Source organism: Pseudomonas sp. No.21 (assembly GCF_054558415.1).
In genome coordinates this window covers 213,269-232,682 of record NZ_BAAJNO010000011.1, presented here as the reverse complement: position 1 = coordinate 232,682, position 19,414 = coordinate 213,269, and the positions used below count along the sequence as shown (strand labels likewise).

Genomic DNA, 19,414 nt, shown 5'->3' with positions numbered 1-19,414 from the left:
TTATTGTTGGCCCAGCTCGGCGCCAGTCGGCGAGGCGACGCGCGCTCCGCCCTGTCCCACCAGGATCAGGTTGCCTTTGGTATCTGCGGTGGCGCTGGCCAGCGACAGGCGATCGGAACGGTTGACCACGCTGAAGGTGCGACCGGCATCGGTGCTCTTCAGGACGCTGCCACCATGGCCGACCACCAGCAGGGTGCCGTCATCGAGCAGGGTGCCGCCGGAAAGACCGAACTCCAGGGTGCCGCCACGGGCATTCTTCAGTTCGATGGTTTCCCAGGTCTTGCCGAAGTCGGCGGAGCGGAACAGGTGGCCACGCAGGCCATAGGCCACGACCACGCCCGGCTCGTTGGTGCCGGTGGCGCCGAACAGGGAACCCTCGTAGGGACCCTCGAGGCGTTCCCAGGTCTGGCCCCAGTCGGGGGAGCGGAACATGCTGCCCATCTCGCCGACGATGAACAGGCCGGAGTCCTTCACCGCAGTGATGGCGTTGATGTGGTACTGGTCTTCGTTGTCCAGGCGGTCGCTGACGTCTTCCCAGTTCTTGCCACCGTCCTCGGTGGCCAGCAGGGCACCGTAGGAGCCGACGGCGAAGCCGGTGTTGGCGTCCTTGAACCAGACATCGAGAAGAGGAGCCTCACGCTCCAGGTCTTCGAACTGCTGGGTCCAGGTGGCGCCGCCATCTTCACTGGCGAGGATCTGCGCGTCGTGGCCGACGGCCCAGCCCTTCTTGTCGTCGACGAAGTAGACGGCGGTCAGCATCTGCCGGGTCGGCACCTTGGCCTGGGTCCAGGTCTTGCCGTCGTCGTCGGAGTAAAGGATGTGGCCACGGTCACCGACGGCAACCAGGCGCTTGCCCGCATGGGCGATATCCAGCAGCAGGCTGCTGGCCGCCTTGGGCGATTCGATGGAGAACACGGGTGCTGATTCGGCGGCTTGCGCGATGGGCGCGGCACCGAGAGTCAGGACGGAGAGCACACTGAACAGCGAGAGCGCTTTGGCCAGCGGCGAGTGGAAGCGGAACGCCGGTTGCGCAAGGGACTGCACGTCATGACCGGACTGGGTGCGCCGCAGGACGGGCTCACTCATACACCTTTCCCCCTTATTGTTATAGGTGGACCTTGCCTTTTGGCAGGCCGCCTATGCTATCCAGCTTTGGAAAGCCATGACAATCGGCTGGACGTTATGTTTTGTTAAGGCAAACCCGCGTGATTGAGGCCTTATCAGGGGCCCTGATAGCAAAAAGGCCGCTACGTTTGTAGCGGCCTTTTCGTCAGGCTACAAGGCGCTTATCGGGTACCGCGGCGACGCAGTGCCGAAGGCTTGAAGTAGCCGTCGTCCGGAACAGCCTGGGTGAAGTCGATGGTGGTCGGCTCTTCGTTGTCCAGGTTCTGCACGTGGTAGCGACGGGCCTGAAGGTCATGGAACACGTCCAGTGCGGACCAGGTGGTCGGCAGGTCGTAGTAGTTCTTCAGGTAGGCCATCGATACACGCCACAGCTCGCCACGACCGTCGTACTGGTCGACCACGGCGGCTTGCCAGCTGTCCTCGTCGAGGAACAGGGTGCGCTTGGAGTAGATGTGGCGGGCGCCGGACTTCAGCGTGCCCTCGACGACCCACACGCGGTGCAGTTCGTTGCGGGTGACGGCCGGGTTCAGGTGGCCGGGCTGCAGCAGGTCCTTGTACTTAACCTCAGGGCTGGAGACCTTGTAGTTGTTGTACGGGATGTAGATTTCCTTCTTGCCCACCAGTTTCCAGTCGTAGCGATCCGGAGCACCGTTGAACATGTCGGTGTCGTCGGCGGTACGCAGGCCGTCGGCAGCAGCGATCGGGGTGTCGTAGGCCAGGTTCGGCGCACGGCGCACGCGGCGCTGGCCGGCGTTGTAGCCCCAGGCCTGACGCGGCTCCTTCACCTGATCCAGGGTCTCGTGCACCAGCACGGCGCCACCGGCCAGGCGTGCCGGGCTCTTGGTGAAGGACAGGTAGTAGAACAGGATGTTGTTCAGGTCGGCATACGAACCCTTCGGGTTGTAGTACTTGAACAGGGCTTCCTGCTGCGAGGTGACCAGGGAGTAGTCGCCATTGCGCTGCACGGCCACTTCGGAGGCGCGACGCACGATGTAGGAACCGCGGTAGCGGACGATGTGGTTCCACAGCGCCTCGACACCGTTCTGCGGGATCGGGAACGGAATGCCGCCGTAGGCGTCGGCGAAACCGTTGCCGCCGTCCAGCAGCTTGGCGGTGGTGGCGTTCTTGATGGTGTTGTCATACACCCACTGCGGCGCGGAGCCGGAGCGGCGGGTCGGGTAGACCGGCATCTGGAAGGTGGTCGGGTAGGCGTTGAACAGGGCGATCTGACCCGGGGTCAGGTTGGCCTTGTACTGGTCCAGGTTCGCCTTGGTGATGGTGTACAGCGGCTTGTCTTCCGGGAACGGATCGACATGGTGCTGGCCCGGCTTGTAGCCGGCCGGAGCCTGGGTGATGCCACCGGTCCAGGCCGGGATGGTGCCGGCGGCGTTGCCGGCCTTTTCGGCACCGAAGGGAGTCAGGCTAGTGCCCAGTTTGGCGGCTTCCTGAGCCGACACCGCGGCCAGTGCGCTACCGGCGGACAGTGCGAACGCGACTGCCGCGCCAACCAGCGAAAGCTTTTTCAGCATGTTGGTTCTCCGTGAGGGTTCAGCGGCGGGCACCCGCAGGTGCCCGCATTCTTTCTAGTTAGAAGGAGTACTTGACGTTGACGCCGATATTGTCGCGATCGCGGCTGGAGTTGTTCTGGCCGGCGCCATAGAACTCGGTGTACTGGATCTCGCCTTCCAGGCTGTTCAGGTAGCTCGCCTTGAGGCCGACGGTGTAGGCCTTGCGACCTTCGATGAAGTTGCCGGTCTGGTGGGAGTTGCCTTGGAAGTCATCCTTGTAGACGACGAACGGGGAAACGTTCACACCGGCATACACGTCGTTCCAGGTACCGGACAGCACAAGGGTGTAGCCGTAGGCGTCCTTGTTGACCTGATCGCCACGATCACCGCCGGACACGTAGGAGCTGTTGCCGCGACCGGAGTAGTAGCGATTGACGCCGTTGTAACCGGTGTATTGCAGGTCGCTGCCACGCAGATGCTCGGACGCCAGTTCGGCCACGCCGATCAGCGAGTCGAAACTCAGGCTCGGCCCGAAGTTGTGAATAGCACCCAGCGAGGTGTTGAAGACCTCGACGCGCTCGTAGTTGTGGATCGAGTCACCCAGACGAACAGTGCTGCCCGCAATTTGTGCCGAGCCGTTCAGGCCGCCGAGCGCACTGGAAATCGGACCGGTATTGACCAGCTTCGCCGCTTGACCGATCAGGTCACCCAGCAGGTCGTTGGTGGTGGCGATGCCAATCGGCATGTTCGGGCGGTAGGCCAGCTCACCGAATACCGAAGTTTCCTGAATGGTGGTGTTGAAGCTCAGGCCGAACATGCGGATGTCTTCAGCATACTCACGACGAGCCTGGACGTTCGCCAGGGTGTCGAGCGTAGCCAGACCACCCGCAGCCTGGATGTTGCCCGGGGTCAGGCCGCCTGGCAGAAGACCGGCGACGGTATCCAGGTTTACGCCCTGGTAGTTGCCCAGATCCGCATAGATGCTCGGCTCTTTCGCGTGATAGTTCACGTAGTAGAAGCCGAACTCGGTCGAATTGAGTTCTTCGGCGATATAGCGGAATGCAACGCCGTACTGGCCGTCGTTCTTCGCATTCAGGTCAGTGCCGATATTGGCGACCTTGACGATCTGGTTACCTGGATAAACGAAGTTCTTCCCACCAGCGCACAGGCCACCCACCTGACCGGCACACAAGCCGCCAGCACCCGCGTTATAGAACTGCACGAGAGAGGCTCCGCCCAGGGCGGCCTGAGGAGCAGTCAGCGCACTACCAGCCAGGCTGGTGTAGGCGGTGTTGCCACCATCCGCGAAGAGGTCGGTTTCGGAGAAGAAGGTGCCGCTCGGGTCGATGGCGCTTTCCTTCCAGTTGAACTGGTAGAAGGTTTCCATCGACAGGTTGTCAGTCAAGCCGACGTTGAAGCTCAGGGCCTCGACCGGAACCAGAACCTCTTTCAACTCAGAACCGGGCAAGCGGAACTTGGCAGCGTCCAGCGGGTTGGTGGTGTTGATGCCACCCCGGTAGAAGATGCCCTCGCCCCAGTTGAAGACCTGCTTGCCGATACGACCGGTGACCGGCATGTCGGCGATGTCCCAGTTGCCATAGAGGTAGGCGTCGAGGATCTGCGCATCACGACCGGCCTTGTGGCGGGTGTCGTGGGTGAAGCGGTCGTCCTTCGGATAGCTCTGGCTGGGCTGACTCGGGCTGTTGTTGTCCAGGTAATCGTTGCGCTTGTCCATGATCTGGGTGTCATAGAAAGCGGTGCCGCGGACGAACAGACCGTAGTTCTTGTAGGTCGCTTCCAGGTCGGAAGTGATCTTGTACACCTCGGAAACCAGGCCGGTGTCGAAGTTGCGGTTGCCGTCGTTGGTGTTGATGTCGTTGTTGGTCTTGTCCTGGCCCTGGACGCGCCACAGTTGGCCGTAGGAGACGGTGGTGTCGATGGAACCGCTGATCTCATCGTCGGCGAAGCTGAATTCGACCGCCTGGGCCTGGACGGCGCACATCAGGGGCAGGAGACCGGCGAGGGCGAAACCGGCCTTGGCCGGCGCGAAGCGCAACAGGGGCTTGCGGGACTTGAGTTCCATCGAGACTTTACTCCGTGGACAGATCATTCATTTGTTATTACGGCCCCGTCTGGCAGGGACGCTGTTCAGCCGCTCGTGCGACCTTTCTTCTGGCGTGGGCGGAAGCACCAACGCGTCTGAACCGCGGCCTCCAGCAATTCTTGCGGGACTGGAGGGCCTGGGACGGCGTCGAGACGTGCAACCATGGTGCCAAGTGCACGTTTATGGGTCGTTATATTTTTCTGAACGAAGGGACAGATTAAATTCAAACGAGTGACTGATCATCCACTGATCAAAACCGACGAATCGGCCGACTTTGTCCTACAAGCTGGCTCGATTTGTCACTCAAAACCACACCTATAGCGCTTGCGCGTTCATACCTCGCTCACCCCGTCAAGAAAGAAATGCCAGGGAACAGGCCATTTACGCCTCAGAGACCGAAGGGATATTCCTTTGAGTAACAAAAAAGTGTTACCGGCAGATTGCCAGTAACACTTGTCGACGCCGGGGAACGGCAACGGAACCACGGACGTGGTCCCGGAGGGTCAGGCGAGGCTCTTGCTCACCACTTCATAGACATCGCTGGACAGCTCGCCGGAGGCGAGGATGCGTTCCAGCTCGGCGCGCATCAGCTTCTGCCGCGCCTGGTCGTACTTGCGCCAGCGGGTCAGTGGCGCCAGCTGGCGCGAGGCGATCTGCGGGTTCAGCGCGTTGAGGGTGATCACATGGTCGGCGAGGAAGCGATAACCCGCACCGTCGGCCCGATGGAAGTTCACCAGGTTCTGGTTGGCGAAGGCGCCGATCAACGCACGTACCTTGTTCGGGTTCTTCAGGGTGAAGGCCTTGTGGCCCATCAGCGCCTGCACGCGTTCCAGCCCCCCCGGCAGGGTGCAACCGGCCTGGACGCTGAACCACTGGTCCATCACCAGCGGGTTGTCCTTGAAGTGATCGGCGAAGCTCGCCAGCGCCTTGGCCTTCTCGTCCTCGAAGCCGGAGTTGACCAGCACCGAGAGCGCGGTCAGGCGTTCGGTCATGTTGTCGCAGGCCTCGAACTGCTCCAGGCAGGCCTTTAGAACCTCGGCCTTGCCACTGAGCATCAGGTAGGACAGGGCGATGTTCTGCAGGGTGCGGCGGGCAAAGTGCTCGGCGGAGGCGACATAGGGCGTCTCGCGCGATATGGCGCGATTGGCCTGGTAACGCGCCAGCAGTTGCGGGAACAGGGCATCACTGATCGAACGACGGGCGAACTCACGCGCCGCATGGATGGCGTCGACATCGGCGACTTCGCTGATCTCGGTCAGGTACGCCTCGCTGGGCAGCGAGAGCATCTCGGCCACCATCGCCTGGTCCAGCGACTCGTCCTCCAGCAGGCTGCGGAAGGCGTCCAGCAGGCGGGTGTCCAGCACCAGCGCCTCGCCACGCTGGTGCTGGCCGATCAGCTCCTGCAGCACCTGCACGGAGAGCTGCTGGCCGGCATCCCAGCGGTTGAAGCCGTCGCTGTCGTGCTGCATGAGGAACATCAGCTGGTCGCGACCATAGGGGAAGCTCAGCTTCACCGGGGCGGACAGCCCGCGCAGCAGCGAGGGCAGCGGCTTCTCGGCGATATCGACGAAGGTGAAGGTCTGCTCGGCCTCGGTCACCGAGATCACCCGGTTGCCGCCAAGGGCTTCGCCCTCGCCCGCCAGGCGCAGCGGCAGGTCGTTGCCTGCGGCGTCCAGCAGGCCGAGCTCGACGGGAATGACGAAGGGCAGCTTCTCGGCCTGGCCGGGGGTGGCCGGGCAGCTCTGGCGGAAGGTCAGGCTGTAGGTCCTGGCGACGGCATCGAAGGCTTCCTCGACGGCGAGGCGCGGGGTGCCGGCCTGGCTGTACCAGCGCTTGAACTGGGTCAGGTCGACGCCGTTGGCGTCCTCCATGGCCTTGACGAAATCGTCGCAGGTCACGGCCTGGCCGTCGTGGCGCTCGAAGTACAGGTCGGTGCCCTTGCGGAAGCCTGCGGCGCCCAGCAGGGTGTGGATCATGCGCACCACTTCCGACCCCTTCTCGTAGACGGTCAGGGTGTAGAAGTTGGAGATCTCGATGAACGAGTCAGGCCGCACCGGGTGGGCCATGGGGCCGGCGTCCTCGGCGAACTGGTTGGTACGCAGGAAGGCCACGTCCTCGATGCGCTTGACGGTGCGCGAGTTCATGTCGGCGGAGAACTCGGCATCGCGGAACACGGTGAAGCCTTCCTTGAGCGACAGCTGGAACCAGTCGCGGCAGGTCACGCGGTTGCCCGACCAGTTATGGAAGTACTCGTGGGCCACCACGGCCTCGACGCGCTGGTGGGCGGCGTCGGTGGCGGTCTCGGCCCTGGCCAGCACGCAGCTGGAGTTGAAGATGTTGAGCCCCTTGTTCTCCATGGCGCCCATGTTGAAATCGTTGACCGCGACGATCATGAAGATGTCCAGGTCGTACTCGCGGCCGTAGACCTCCTCGTCCCAGCGCATGGACTTCTTCAGGCTGTCCATGGCGTGCTGCACCTTGTCGATGTTCTCCGGCTCGACGTAGATGCGCAGGGTCACCGCGCGCTGGCTCATGGTGGTGAACACGTCTTCCACGCACCACAGGTCGCCCGCCACCAGGGCGAACAGGTAGGCCGGCTTCTTGAACGGGTCCTCCCAGGTGGCCCAGTGGCGACCGCCCTCCTCCGCCCCGCTGGCCACCGGGTTGCCGTTGGACAACAGCACCGGGTAGCGATGCTGCTCGGCGCTGACGGTCGTGGTGAAGCGGCTCATCACGTCCGGGCGGTCGAGGTAGTAGGTGATCTTGCGGAAGCCCTCGGCCTCGCATTGGGTGCAGAACATGCTGCCGGACTTGTACAGGCCTTCCAGGGCGGTATTGCTCTCCGGATGGATGCGCACCGTGCTGTCGAGGGTGAAGCTGTCGCTGACCGGCTGCAGGGTCAGGTGGCTGTCGGTCAGCTGGTAGTCGGCGGCACCGAGCTCGCGGTCGTCCATGGACAGCGCCAGCAGCTCCAGCTGCTGGCCGTCCAGGACCAGCGCGGGCAGGCTGCCGTCGGCGCGATCGGGGTTGCGGCGCATCACCAGTTGGGCGTGGACCAGGGTGTGGTCCTCGTGCAGCTCGAAGGTCAGGGTGGTCTCGTCGATCAGGTAGTCCGGCGCCTGATAGTCCTTGAGGTGAATGACTTTCGGTTGTTCGGTTCGCATGCTTGCCTCTCCGAGGCAGCCCGGGCGCGATGCCCCGGCTGCGGTGTGTGTTCCTGCCAGGCGGGGCGCGGCGGCCTTACGGCTCGCTGCTCGCCACCACCTGGTAGGCCGTGAACTTGCGGATGTTGATGACCCCGGTGTCGAGGATCAGGTACTGGCCCTTGATACCGCGCAGGGTACCCTCCACCACCGGCGTCTTGTCCAGATCGAGGCTCACCACCTTGGTCGGGTAGGCCTCCACGGGGTAGCGGATCTCCAGCGGCTCGACATCCTCGAGCTTCTGCACCGATTGCAGCCCGAAGCGCTGCTGCAGCCCCTGGATGCCGGCGTCGCAGGCCTGGAAGATGGCCTCGCGCATCGCGGGCAGGTCCAGCGCCTCGGCCTCGCCCTTGAGCAGGGCGCGCCAGTTGGTGCGGTCGGCCACCTGGCTGCGCAGCAGGTCCTCCACCAGGCCGGATTGCTGGCGGGTGGCGACGCGCATGATCGGCAATGCCTGGCGCGCCCCCTGGTCGATCCAGCGGGTCGGTACCTGGGTGGCGCGGGTGATGCCGACCTTGATGCCCGAGGAGTTGGCCAGGTAGACCACGTGGTCGGTCATACAGAAGGATTCGCCCCACGCGGGCTCACGGCAGGTGCCGGCCTCGTAGTGGCAGCGCTCCGGGCTCATGATGCAGCTGTCGCATTGCGCCAGCTTGGTGAAGCAGGGGTAGCAGTAGCCCTGGGCGAAGCTCTTGCCGGTCTTGCGCCCGCAATGGGAGCAGTGGATCGCACCGAGGAACTCCAGGCGGATGCGCCGGCCCAGCAGCGGATTGACCGCCACCTGCCCATCGCCGAGACGAAACGCGTACTGCACCACCGGATCACCCAGTTGCGCGGACATCTTGCTCAGCGCGCCGCGCCCCAGCTCTTGCATGTCGCTGGCCCCCATCAGTGGATCGAGTCGGAGGATTTGAACAGGATGTTCTCTATCTTCTCGGACTTGGAGCTGCACTCCTGCGGGCCCATGTAGCCGGTGCGCTCTTCCTCGGGCAGGTTCTTGATCTCCCAGGCGATGACCGCCTGCAGGCTGAGCTCCTTCTGCTCCTGGGTCAGCTTGCGGCCGTCGGACCACTTGCCGATCTCCACGGCGAGCTTGAGGCTCTGGTAGACATCCTCGGTGATGTTGCTGATCAGCTTGGCGAAATCGGACACGGCGGCTTCCTGAAGGGCGGCGAAAACGAGCGCACATTCTAGCGGCACTGCCGGTGTTGCGCACCGACGCCGGTCAGGGCGCCGATGCCTGCTGGGGGGCCGGCAACCTAGAAATCGCGGGAAAGCTTCACTTGCTCCAGTTCCTTCTCCAGGGAGCGGCGGAAGATCTGCGGGCCGGCGAAGCTATACACCACGAAGCCCAGCCAGGCCCATTCGATGGCCTGGGCCAGCGTCTCGTGGCCGTGCTGGTTGCTGGCGATCACCGCCACGCGGTAGAGCACGAACATGCCCAGCAGCACGATGATCGAGCGGGTCGGCCCCAGTTCGGACATCCACGAGTTGTAGCGCCACCAGAGCCCCATGAAGGGGTTGCCGCGCGCCTTGATGGCAGACATCAGGTAGAGCGCGGAAACGTCGTTGGCATTCTCGCGCAGGGCCCATATCGCGTGGTCGCGCGCGCCCTGCAGGTCGCCCCGGCGCAGCAGCAGGTGGCCCATGGTGACGATGGCGCCGGGGTGGTCGGCGCGCAGTTGCAGCGCCTCGCGGGCATAGCGCTCCGCCGGCTCCACCTCGCCACGCAGGCGATGGTAGTGGGCCAGTGCGGCCAGGCAGTCGGGGTTGTCCGGCGCCAGCTCCAGGGCCCGCTGCAGGCTGGGCAGTTGCTGACCGCGACGGCCCATCAGGTCGGCGAGCTCGGCGCGGGCCAGGTGATAGCCGGCTTCCTGGGGATTGAGCTCCAGCACCTGGTCCAGGTGCTTCTCGGCCAGCTTGAAGCGCCGCCGCGCCATGGCCACGCGGGCCGCGACGTAATGGGCGAACTCCAGTTGCGGGTCGGCGGCCAGGGCCAGCCCGGCCTCGCGCTCGGCGGCGAAGGCGCGGCGCATCATCAGCAGGCACAGAGCCAGCAGCGCGTGGGCCTCGGCGTGTTCCGGGTCGTCGCTGAGCAGTTGCCGCAGGCTGTTGATCGCGCCCTCGACATGGCCGCTCTGCAGGCGCTGGTAGGCCAGGTGCAACAGGTTGGTTTCGTTCATCAGCTGAGCACCAGGAACCAGAGGGTGAAGGGCAGCAGGTTGAGCACCAGAGAGCGCAGGAAGAAGGCGCCCAGCAGCACCACCGGCAGGCCGAAGCGGCTGAGCACGCCGCCGTAGTACTGGTAGAGCTCGATGGTGGAGGCCTGCATGACGAACAGCGCGTAACCGATGGCCAGCTTCCACACCACCAGCACCAGCATCGCGTACTGCAGGCCGTTCTTGTCGAGGATGCCGGCCTGCCACAGGTAGAGCAGGCCGAAGGCCAGGCCCAGGCTGCCCAGGAGGCCGATGGCGGCCAGCACGGCCTCGCGCACCCGCGTCGGGCTGCCCACCGCCACGCCGTTGAGCACGAACCAGGGCAGGCCCAGCCAGGCACCGCCCAGCATCAGGCCGAGCAATGGCCACAGCGGCTCCACCGCCAGGCGCGCCAGGGCGCCGGGCCGGGGTTCGTCGTCCAGCCTATAGAGGTTGCGGTTGTCCATCAGCGCCCCTTGCCGTGCTTGTCGAGGAAGGCCAGCACTTCGTCGTACTGGCCGCCCTCGTTGGAGTAGCGCGCGTAGTTGCGCGCGGTGGTCAGCCATTCCAGGGTGGTGGCGCGCACCTCCTTGAGGGCCGCCTTGAGGTGGCGGTCGGTCACCGGCTGCTCGCGGCCTTCGGCGATGGATTCCTCGATGGCCTCGTCCACCGCCGTCTCCACCAGCTCGCGCAGGTCGGCGCCGGAGAAGCCCGAGGTGCTGCGGGCGAGGAACTCGTAGTCGATCTCCCCTTCGCTGGGCCGGTCGGCCATCAGCATGCGCAGCAGGCTGGCACGCGCGGGGCGGTCCGGCGGCGGCACGAAGAGCACCCGGTCGAAGCGGCCGGGACGGCGGAAGGCGGCGTCCACCGACCAGGGCACGTTGGTGGCGGCAAGGATCAGCACGCCGTGGTTGGACTGGGCGAAGCCGTCCATCTCGGTGAGGAACTGGCTCACCAGCTTGGACGAGGTGGCTTCGCGGGTGTTGGTACGGCGCCCGCCCAGGGCCTCCACCTCATCGAAGAACAGCACCGCCGGCGCCTTGGCCCGGGCCTCTTCGAACAGGGCGTGGAGCTTGCGCTCGGACTCGCCGATGTACATGTCCAGCACATCGGAGATGGCGACATTGAGGAAGGTGGCCTTGCACTCCCCCGCCGTGGCGCGGGCCAGCATGGTCTTGCCGCAGCCCGGCGGGCCGTAGAGCAGGATGCCGCCGCCGACACGCTTGCGGAAGCGCTGGAACAGCCCCGGCTTCTGGTACGGCAGGATGATTTTCTTGTGGATGGTCTTCTTCAGCTCGTCGAGGCCGCCGACATCGTCGAAGGTCAGGGTCTCGGCGTTCGGCGTCAGCAGGCGCGTGGTCTCGGCCTTGTCGGTGTCGTCGTTGGAGATGACCCGCAGGCGCGGGCGCCCCTCGCCGCCGCGGAAGTCCACCACCGAAGCGCTGAGGCGGCGCTGCAGGGCGACGTCCTCCAGCGCCGGGCTGGCCTCGACAGCGGCGCGGTACTCGCGCAGGCCCTCCTCGCGGCGCTCCAGGTCGGCCAGGGCGCGGGCGCGAAGCAGGCGCTCGGCCGGCTCATCGCCCCCCAGCAGCGCCAGCGCCCGCTCGGCCTCGCCGGCGCCCAGGCACAGGCGCGCGGCCTGTTGGCGCAATGCCGAGGCGTCGAGCCGCGTGGCGAGCCCTTCGGGCAGGAAGGGCAGGCCGCGGGCGCACTCGTTGCGCTCGATCCAGGCCGGCAGCAGCAGCGCCAGCAGGGCATCGTTGTCGGGAGACGCCGACAGCGCCGCCTCCAGTTGAACCAGTGTCGCGTCATCCATAGTGCGCGAGGACTCCATTTGAGGATTCGGGACGGACGCCGCTCAGTGCGGCGTTTCCGGGCGCTCCACCTCGACCCAGACGAATTTGTCCGGGTCCAGCCGGGTTTCGGCGTCCAGCCGGTAGGCCACCAGCTTGCCGTACATCACCGCGCTGTAGTCGAGGCAGGCGAGATTGGGGCGGATCGGTGCCGGGCGGCCCCGCCGCCAGTAGTGGCCGACGAACAGCAGCGGCTCGTCGGCGCCATAGCTCAGCAGCGCGGACTTCTGCGCTGCCGACAAGGGTTGCCGGGCCACCTGCTCGGGCAGCGCATCGGGCTGGAAGACCACGTCGCCGTAGGTCTGCGGGTCTTCCTCCCAGAACTTGGTGCGGAACACCGAGCGGGTGAAGCCGTCGCTGCCGGTCAGGGTCATGCCGCTGGGCAGCGGCATGTCGGTGCCGCGCAGCAGGCGGTTGAATACGCGGAAGGCGAAGCTGCCACGCTCGGCGGCGGCCTGGATGAACGCCTCGTCGACCCGCCCGTCAGGATGCTGGGCACGCAGCGGCTCGATCAGCTCGCTGTCCCAGCAGGCATGGACCATGCGGAAGTGACCGCCGTCGATGAACAGCGGCAACTCTTGGAACCAGCCGAGGAAGTCGTGCCAGTCGCCCGGATGGCCCTCGAACTGCTCCAGGGTCTCCTTGAGCAGGCGCGCATGGCGCGGCGTGTGCTCATGGACGAACTGGCGCCCGCTGCCGGGCGGCGCCGGGGTGTTCCAGCCGATGGCGTTGAACTCGTGGTTGCCCATGATGCAACGCGCCTGGCCGGCCTCGACCATGGCGTGGACCAGGTGCAGCGCCTCGCGGATGCGCGGGCCCCGGTCGATGATGTCGCCGAGGAACAGCGCCATGCGCCGGGGGTGCTGCCAGACATCGCCGTGCTTGCGGTAACCGAGGCGATCGAGCAGGCGCTCCAGGGTGCGCGCGCAGCCATGGACGTCGCCGATCAGGTCGTAGCCGCGCACGGCGTCGAGTTTCATCAGTCGCCACCACCCAGGCGGCTGCCCCAGCCCAGCTTGGTGCGGCAGACCTCGTAGTAGTTGTGGTCCAGCGGATGGATCAGGCGCAGCTTCTGCGGCTTCTTCGCCACCGTGATGGTGTCGCCGGGGGCACAGGTGAAGTGGTTCTGGCCATCACAGGAAACCAGCGGGTAGATCTGCATGTCAGGGGACACCACTATCTTCAGCTCGCTGTTGCTGTCGACAACGATCGGCCGGCTGGACAGGGTGTGCGGGTACATCGGCACCACGCCGATGGCGTCCAGCTTGGGGTGCATGATCGGGCCGCCGGCGGACAGCGCATAGGCCGTGGAGCCGGTGGGCGTGGCGACGATCAGGCCGTCAGCCTTCTGGCTGCAGACGAACTGGCCGTCGATGTGCAGCTCGAACTCGATCATCTTGGTCGACTTGCCGGGGTGCAGCACCACGTCGTTGAGCGCGTCGCCCTGGCCGATGGCCTCGCCGTGGCGGCGCACTTCGGCCTCCAGCAGGAAACGGCTCTCCACCAGGTACTGGCCGTCGAGCACCTCGGCGACCTTGGTTTCCAGCTCGTCCGGCTTGATGTCGGTGAGAAAACCCAGGCTGCCCCGGTTGATGCCCAGCACCGGCACGTTGTGGCGCGCCAGCGCGCGGGCGGCACCGAGCATGCTGCCGTCACCGCCGACCACGATGACCAGGTCGCAGACCTCGCCGAGGATCTTCCGCGAAGACGTCTGCAGGCCGTGGCCCGGCAGGACTTCGGCGATGGTGTCTTCGAGGATCACATGCAGGTGGCGGTCCAGCAGGAATCGTTTCAGGCGGCGAATGGTGTCGAGCACGTGGGGGCTGCCCAGGCGACCGATGATGCCGATATTGCGGAATTGCTCCATGGGGCTCCAGCAGGGCTCTGCAACGGGAGGAATGCCCGGATTATGGGCGAAAGCCCGTGACAGCGGCAAACCAGGCTCGACTATGCTCGCAGCATGCATCCCTTCGCCGCCCTCGCCGCCCTGCCCCGCCATCTGCGCCATAACGCCGTGCGCGACCTGGCCTGGGTGCTGCTGTCCCAGCCGTTGCTGGCCCATGCCCCCTGGCGCCAGCGCCACCCGCTCAGCGCCAGCGGATGGGCCGCCGAGCCGGCGCGCCTGGCGGCCTGGCTGGAGCAGCAGGACGCTGCCCCCGCCGAACTGGAGCACTGGCTGAGCCAGGGCTCCAGCAGGCGACTCGGCCTCTATTACGAGCGCCTCTGGCAGTTCGCCCTGGAGCGCGCACCGGGCATCCGCCTGCTGGGCGCCAACCTGCCGGTGCGGGTGGCCGGGCAGACCCTCGGCGAGCTGGACCTGCTGCTCCACGACGACGAGGGCGTGCATCACCTGGAACTCGCCATCAAGCTCTACCTCGGCCCGCGCCACGGCCAGGGCGAGGACGCCTCGCAATGGCTCGGCCCGGGCAGCCTGGACCGCCTCGACCTCAAGCTGGAACACCTCGCCCAACACCAGTTGCCGCTCTCCTCCAACCCGGAATGCCGCCCGCTGCTGGAAGCGCTGGGTGCCTGGCCGGCCAGCGCCGAACTCTGGCTGGGCGGCTACCTCTTCTACCCCTGGCCGGGCGACTGCACCGCGCCCCTGGGCGCCAATGGCGAGCACCTGCGCGGACGCTGGCTGCGGCGCAGCGAGATCGCGGATTTCCTCGCCCTGGCGCCCGCTGCCGCCTGGCAACCCCTGGAACGCCATTCATGGCTCGCCCCGTCGCGCTGCGTACGGGACGACCTGTGGCCCCGCGAGCGCCTGGAGCACTGGCTGCAGGCACTGCCCCTCGACGCCCCCGCGCGGATGCTGGTGAGGCTGGAACGGGACGGGGAATGCTGGGAGGAGCGCGAGCGGGTGTTCCTGGTCAGCGATCGCTGGCCGCAGACGGTGGGGGGCTGAGAGCTGGAAGCTGGAAAGACTGAAGCTTGAAGCCTGAAGCCTGAAGCGGAGTTATGCCCCCCTTTGACGCCAGCGCCTGTAGGTCGGGTGCAACCCGACGGCTCTCGGCTCGGAACCCGCGGGTTTCACCCGTCCTACGAATGCCCCCTGCCGGCGCGAATTCATTCGCGATGGGGCGTGGCGCTAGCGGCTGCGCTCGACCCGCCCGCCGGAGCGGGCCAGGTAGCCGGCGCCGTCCTCGCAAAGCAGTGCGTCACGCTGTATGGCGGGCAGTGCATCCAGGCCGTCGCGCAGGGCATAGGCCTTGAAGCCCAGCTGGGAGAGGAGGAACACCGCGCTGGCGCTGCGCTTGCCGCTGTCGCAGTAGCACAGGTAGGCCTTCTCGCGGTCGAGCAGGCGCGCCTTCAGGCGCAGCAGGTGCAGCGGCATGTTCAGCGCTTCGGGGGCGTGGGCGCGTTCGTATTCGTCCTGCAGGCGGACATCCAGCCACTGGGCGCCGGCGGCCAGCAGGCGCGAGGCCTCGCCGAGGGAGACCTCATCCACCACCGGGGCCTTGAGCAGGGCGAAGAAGTCCTGGCGGTCCAGGCGCAGCACGACGCCATCCTCGAGCAGGGTGACGGTGGCGTTGCGCGGACGATCGGACAGCAGCGCCTCCTCGCCGAAACAGGCCCCCACTTCGAGTTCGGCGAGCACCTGGTGATCGCTGCCGGCGCCGCGGATCACCTCGGCGCGGCCGGACTGCAGGAAATAGCAGCAGTCCCCCGCCTCGCCTTCGCGCAGCACCTCGCTGCCAGCGGGCAGCTCGACGCGTTGCAGGCGCTTCACCATCTCCTGCACGTTGGCCGGCGGCACCTTGGCGAAGAGCGGGTTTTCCAGCAGGTGTTCCAGCCACTCCTGGTCGCCGTCCGGGTCCAGTTGCAGGAGCAGGTCCTGATAGGCGGAACGCCAGGTGATGAGCCGCGCCAGGGTGGCGCTGTCGATGGCCAGCACGCTGACTTCAGTCAGTGCCAGGGCCTCCTGCAGGCGCGGCAGGCTGGGTGACAGCGGGTGACAGCTGGCTTCGCTGCCGGCCACCAGGCGCTGCTCCGCACCGTCGGCGTCGCGCAGTTGCAGCTCACCGGCCAGCAGGTAGTAGGTCAGCCGCGCCTGGTCGCCACGGCGGAACAGCGCCTGGCCGGCAAGCAGCGGCTGCGGTACCAGCTGGCTGCGCAATTCACGCCACTGCTGCTCGGACAGAGCATTGAGCGGCGTCAGGCTGCGCAGTTGGTCCGGATTGAGCGGTTCGGTCATCCCATCACCTTGAGGCTTCAGCTGAAGTGGCAGTGTAGCCAGCCAGTCGCTGCAGGCGCGGCAACATGGCTCGGCGGCCTTGCAAGCCCCCGGTGTGCAGCATGATCACGCGACTGCCGGCGGCAAGGTAACCGGCCTCCACGTGCTGGCGCAACGCTATTAACGCCTTGGCGGTATAGAGCGGGTCGAGTTCGATTCCCGTGCGGGCCTCGAAGTCGAACAACTCCTGCGCCAGCGCCGCATCGACACGGGCGAAGCCGCCTCGGCTGGCATCCAGCAACCGATAGCCGGCATCCTCGGCGCCGGCTTCGGCCAGCACTGCACTCACCTGCTGGGCGACACCATGGTCGGGAGACACCGCCAGGGCGCCGAACACCGGATGACGGCCGCCCTCTCCCAGCACCAGCCCGGCCAGGGTGGTGCCGGTACCGGCCGCCAGCCAGAGCGCGTCGTAGTCGTCCCAGCCAAGGCGAGGGAGCTGTTCCTGGATCATCGCCACCAGCGGGGCGCAGCCCTGGGCGCCGACAAGGCCACCACCGCCCTCCGGCACCTGGAGGAAGCCCGGATAGCGCGCGGCCCAGGGCTCCCAGAAGCCCGGCAGGTGGCGGGCGCGGTAGCCGCCGTAGCCGAGCCAGTGCAACGCCATGCCCAGCTCGCGCAGGTCACTCACCGTCGGCGTCTCCACGGGCTCGCCGCGCAGCAGACCGACACAGGGGAAACCGAAGCGACACCCCGCCGCCGCCAGGGCGTGCAGGTGGTTGGAATGGGCGCCGCCGAGGCTGATCACGCCTTCCGCCCCAAGGGCCGCGGCACGCGCCAGGTGAGGCGCCAGCTTGAACCACTTGTTGCCGCTCACCAGCGGGTCGATGCGCTCCAGGCGCAACAGGGCGAGGCTCACCGACGCGCGGTCGAGCCAATCGAGATGGACGGGGTCGAGGCTGGCGCTGGGTGTCCAGTCGGGCAATCGAAGGGGCAAGGCGGGTTCCGGCAACCGGGCGACGAAGGGCGGCAGGATACGGCAGCGGCGATGCCGCTGCGATCTCAGCTGACGGTACGCAGGCGGCTGCTGGCCTTGTGCCGGGCGCAGCAGTTGGAATCACCGGCGACGAAGCGGCTGGGCGAGTCCACCCGGTCGATGGGCATCGAGCAGCGCTCGCCGCTGGGCAGCGCCGCTTCGCAGGTGGGCTGCTGGTAGTGGGCCAGCCACTGGCGGTACTGGGCCTCGGAGACGAAGCACTTGGAGGCCGCATAGGCCAACGGGTTGTCCTGGTAGCGGGCGACGTCCTGCAGCGGGATGGTGAGGTGCCCGGCGCCCGGGTGATAGACGACGAAAACCACGCCGAGTCGGGCCAGGCGCTCGAGGATCTGGTCGCCGCCCTGGTTGACCAGTTGCTCACGCTCCTGCTTGAGACGGTCGATCTCCTGCTGCAATTGGGCATCGAGCTCGTTGCGGTAGGCCAGCTCGACATCACGGATGGCGATCTGCTCCTTGTAGTCCATCACCGCGGCGGCGATCTTGGCCTGCATCTCGCTTTCGAACTGCGAGCGCAGGATGTCCACCTCGGTGCGACCGTGGCGCTCCAGCGCACGCAGCTGCTGGCTCATCTCCTCGCGGGACTTCTGGAAGCCTTCGGTCTGGGTGAGCAGCTGGCGCTTGAGATCGGCGTTGAGTTCTTCCTGCTGGCGCACGTTCTGCTGCAACGCCTGGATCTGGCCTTGCAGGCCTCGGATCTGCTCTTCGGCAGCCAGGCGGTACTTGGCCAGGGCCTCTTCGTTCTGCTGGCCGAGGCTGGCGATGCGCAGGCGTTGCTGCTTGATCAGCTGCGCGGTCTTCAGGCGGTGTTCCTGCTCCAGCTTCTGCGCCAGTTGCTCGGCCACTTCGGCGCTGGCATCCGGCGGTGCGTACCACTTGTCTTCCGGAGCCATCTGCAGCCGCTCCGGCTCGACCGCCTGGGGCAGGTCGTCCTCGACCATCAGGCCCAGGCCATTGCGCTTGACGGTGTCGCGGACCAGGGCGAGGTCGTTGTTGCCCGGGGCCAGGTTCGGGTCCCACATGTGCATCTGGTGCCAGGAGACCGGGCACTGGCTGCGGCAGGCCAGGCGGATCGGCCCGGCGCCCAGGTCGGGACCGCGACCGGCGCGCTCGGCCAGGTGGCGCAGGGGCATGTTCCAGCCGGTGTCGGCCTGGCCCTTCTCGTCGAAATCCAGATAGAAGAAGACCAGCGAACGCACCAGCAGGCGGGGGTTGATCAGCACATACGCCAGGCGCATCTGCTCGTCGGCGAACTCGGGCATGTTCACCACGCCATCGAGCATCGCTTCGAACTCGGGGAAGAGCATTTCCTTGCAGATGCCACGCTCATTGAAGAACAGCACGGCTTCAACCATCTGCGGCTTGTTCTGCATGCTCATCGGTTTCCCTCTAGGCCAACGCGGTGAGTCCCTGGGGCGGGACGGGTGACATTCCTGTCGGTGGAGCTACGCCTGGGAGACAGGCGTACATCCTGATTCACGGAGTCTAGGGGAAAAAGTGCAACGGGCAATGTGACTGGGTTGGCACTCGACCCGCCCCCATCAGGTAGCGGACCGGGTGCACAGTGAAAATGTGATGGGGTTGGAGACTTTCAGCTTTTCATCGTCGCCAGGTAGGGCGCCAGGCGACGCCCCATCTCCTCGCCGAGGGCGGCAAGGCCGCTCATCGGGCGGATCATGACCTCGAAATCGACGATCCGGCCCGCTTCGTCGAAGCGGATCATGTCGATCCCCTTCAGTTCGCGTTCACCGACCCGTGCGCTGAATTCCAGCACCACGCTCAGGCCGTCGGCGCTGGCCAGTTCGCGGTGGTAGGCGAAGTCCTTGAACACCTGGATCACGGTGTTGAGGATCAGGTTGACCGCCTGCGCGCCCGGGTAGGGCGTGTGCGCCATGGGCGAGCGGAACACTGCTTCGGGGTGCAGCAGCTCGGGCAGCTGGCTCAGGTCCTGGCTGGCGATCAAGTGGTGCCAGCGCTGCAGGCTGGCAGCCACGGCAGGGGTCAATCGGGCGTCGAGGGACATCGGCTATTCCTTGTTTTTATCAGCCTATAAAGGGCACCTCAAAAAACTACCTGCGTTGTCATCGCTGCGTTAAAAACACGCTCAAAATGCTCATTTACCGTGCGTAAACTGCGCTTTTTCGCCTGTTTTTGCCTTGCGCTGACGACCTCGCCTACGTTTTTCAGAGATGCCC

The 19,414-nt window shown here is 66.1% G+C and carries 16 protein-coding genes; 1 reads left to right on the top strand and 15 read right to left on the bottom strand.

The window, feature by feature from the left end:
* From ACYJSS_RS23325 to ACYJSS_RS23275, 11 genes are all read right to left on the bottom strand, one after another.
* Positions 1 to 1,086, bottom strand: coding sequence for a WD40/YVTN/BNR-like repeat-containing protein (locus tag ACYJSS_RS23325; RefSeq protein ID WP_111259391.1), 1,086 nt, complete (start codon positions 1,084 to 1,086; stop codon positions 1 to 3).
* Between the two features lie 200 nt (positions 1,087 to 1,286).
* Complete coding sequence (locus ACYJSS_RS23320; RefSeq protein WP_111259392.1) at positions 1,287 to 2,654, bottom strand: DUF1329 domain-containing protein; 1,368 nt, start codon at positions 2,652 to 2,654, stop codon at positions 1,287 to 1,289.
* Positions 2,655 to 2,712: 58 nt separating this feature from the next.
* Positions 2,713 to 4,716, bottom strand: coding sequence for a DUF1302 domain-containing protein (locus ACYJSS_RS23315; protein WP_111259393.1), 2,004 nt, complete (start codon positions 4,714 to 4,716; stop codon positions 2,713 to 2,715).
* 524 nt (positions 4,717 to 5,240) lie between these two features.
* Entirely contained in the window at positions 5,241 to 7,901 is a 2,661-nt protein-coding gene (gene pepN / locus ACYJSS_RS23310; RefSeq protein ID WP_111259394.1) for an aminopeptidase N, read from the bottom strand.
* A gap of 76 nt (positions 7,902 to 7,977) precedes the next feature.
* Complete coding sequence (locus tag ACYJSS_RS23305; protein WP_111259522.1) at positions 7,978 to 8,814, bottom strand: DUF2797 domain-containing protein; 837 nt, start codon at positions 8,812 to 8,814, stop codon at positions 7,978 to 7,980.
* Positions 8,815 to 8,828: 14 nt separating this feature from the next.
* A complete protein-coding gene (locus ACYJSS_RS23300; protein WP_173173653.1) occupies positions 8,829 to 9,092 on the bottom strand; it encodes a YeaC family protein in 264 nt (87 codons plus the stop codon).
* 107 nt (positions 9,093 to 9,199) lie between these two features.
* A complete protein-coding gene (locus ACYJSS_RS23295; RefSeq protein ID WP_111259396.1) occupies positions 9,200 to 10,123 on the bottom strand; it encodes a tetratricopeptide repeat protein in 924 nt (307 codons plus the stop codon).
* The gene (locus ACYJSS_RS23290; RefSeq protein WP_111259397.1) at positions 10,123 to 10,605 is read right to left on the bottom strand and encodes a hypothetical protein; all 483 of its coding nucleotides are present in this window, start codon (positions 10,603 to 10,605) and stop codon (positions 10,123 to 10,125) included. The genes ACYJSS_RS23295 and ACYJSS_RS23290 overlap by 1 nt, the downstream gene beginning before the upstream one ends.
* Positions 10,605 to 11,954 carry an ATP-binding protein gene (locus ACYJSS_RS23285; protein ID WP_111259398.1) on the bottom strand — a complete coding sequence of 450 codons (1,350 nt, stop codon included), beginning with the start codon at positions 11,952 to 11,954 and terminating at the stop codon, positions 10,605 to 10,607. The genes ACYJSS_RS23290 and ACYJSS_RS23285 overlap by 1 nt, the downstream gene beginning before the upstream one ends.
* Before the next feature lie 42 nt (positions 11,955 to 11,996).
* Positions 11,997 to 12,971: a metallophosphoesterase gene (locus tag ACYJSS_RS23280; protein ID WP_111259399.1), complete on the bottom strand. Its 975-nt coding sequence runs from the start codon at positions 12,969 to 12,971 to the stop codon at positions 11,997 to 11,999.
* Complete coding sequence (locus tag ACYJSS_RS23275; protein WP_111259400.1) at positions 12,971 to 13,858, bottom strand: NAD(+) kinase; 888 nt, start codon at positions 13,856 to 13,858, stop codon at positions 12,971 to 12,973. Before ACYJSS_RS23275 ends, ACYJSS_RS23280 begins: the two co-directional genes overlap by 1 nt.
* 93 nt (positions 13,859 to 13,951) lie before the next feature.
* On the opposite strand from ACYJSS_RS23275, the gene ACYJSS_RS23270 reads away from it, so the two are divergent.
* Positions 13,952 to 14,896, top strand: coding sequence for a DUF1853 family protein (locus ACYJSS_RS23270; RefSeq protein ID WP_111259401.1), 945 nt, complete (start codon positions 13,952 to 13,954; stop codon positions 14,894 to 14,896).
* A gap of 183 nt (positions 14,897 to 15,079) precedes the next feature.
* On the opposite strand, the gene ACYJSS_RS23265 is transcribed toward ACYJSS_RS23270, so the two are convergent.
* From ACYJSS_RS23265 to ACYJSS_RS23250, 4 genes are all read right to left on the bottom strand, one after another.
* Positions 15,080 to 16,186 carry a cyclic nucleotide-binding domain-containing protein gene (locus tag ACYJSS_RS23265; protein ID WP_236205365.1) on the bottom strand — a complete coding sequence of 369 codons (1,107 nt, stop codon included), beginning with the start codon at positions 16,184 to 16,186 and terminating at the stop codon, positions 15,080 to 15,082.
* Positions 16,187 to 16,190: 4 nt separating this feature from the next.
* Positions 16,191 to 17,162 (bottom strand): 1-aminocyclopropane-1-carboxylate deaminase/D-cysteine desulfhydrase, encoded by a 972-nt coding sequence (locus ACYJSS_RS23260; RefSeq protein ID WP_111259403.1) that lies wholly within the window; start codon positions 17,160 to 17,162, stop codon positions 16,191 to 16,193.
* Between the two features lie 65 nt (positions 17,163 to 17,227).
* Positions 17,228 to 18,598 (bottom strand): chromosome partitioning protein ParA, encoded by a 1,371-nt coding sequence (locus ACYJSS_RS23255; protein WP_111259404.1) that lies wholly within the window; start codon positions 18,596 to 18,598, stop codon positions 17,228 to 17,230.
* Between the two features lie 212 nt (positions 18,599 to 18,810).
* A complete protein-coding gene (locus ACYJSS_RS23250; protein WP_111259405.1) occupies positions 18,811 to 19,242 on the bottom strand; it encodes a nuclear transport factor 2 family protein in 432 nt (143 codons plus the stop codon).
* Positions 19,243 to 19,414: the final 172 nt, after the last annotated feature.